1 protein-coding gene is annotated in these 860 nt (G+C 61.6%); it reads left to right on the plus strand.

The genetic code is table 11. The features are described 5' to 3' along the window. A partial coding sequence (locus IU476_RS35650; protein WP_195106762.1) for an esterase/lipase family protein occupies nt 1-860 on the plus strand: 860 nt, incomplete at both ends.

Here is an 860-nt window from a genome sequence, read left to right on the forward strand (position 1 = left end):
GCGGGGTCGGGTAACGGTTCGGGTGATTGTTATGGGGGGTCGGGGTCGAGTTCGGGGTCCTCGGGTGGGCATTCGTCGGACACGGTGGGTTTCGGTCCGCCGTCGACGGCGTTCCTGGCGGCGTTCGGGTACGGGTTGCTGAATCCGAATGTGGCGCCGCCGGGTACCAACGATTGGGGGTGTAAGCCGACCGCGGAGCATCCCGAGCCGGTGGTGTTGATTCATGGGACGTGGGAGAACGCGTATGACAACTTCGCGTTCGTGTCCCAGCCGATCCATGATGCCGGGTATTGCGTGTTCACGTTCAACTACGGTCAGTCGAATCTGGTGGAGGGTGGTGGTCTGGGGTCGGTGTTGCCGGGTGCGAACGGTACCGGGTTGATTCAGGATTCGGCCAAGCAGATCGCGACGTTCGTGGATCGGGTGCTGACGGCGACGGGTGCGCAGAAGGTGAACATCGTGGGCCATTCGCAGGGTGGTGCGGTGTCGCGGCAGTATCTGAAGTTCGAGGGTGGTGCGTCGAAGGTGCATCATCTGATGACGTTCGGTGCGACGAACCACGGGACGACGCTGGACGGTATCGGTGCGCTGGGGCGGGCGATCAACAACTTCGGTATCGATGTGCTGGGGTTGGTGGAGATCTTCGTGGGTCACTCGGGTATTCAGCAGACGGTGGGTTCGGATTTCATCAACAATCTGAATGCCGGTGGGGATACGGTGCCGGGGGTGGATTACACGGTGGTCGGTACTCGTTATGACGAGGTGACCACGCCGTATGATCTGACGTTCCTGACGCCGGGTCCGGGTGCGACGGTTCGTAACATCACGTTGCAGGACGGGTGTGAGCAGGACCTGTCCGA

It is taken from the genome of Nocardia blacklockiae (genome assembly GCF_015477355.1).
Taxonomy (GTDB): domain Bacteria; phylum Actinomycetota; class Actinomycetes; order Mycobacteriales; family Mycobacteriaceae; genus Nocardia; species Nocardia blacklockiae.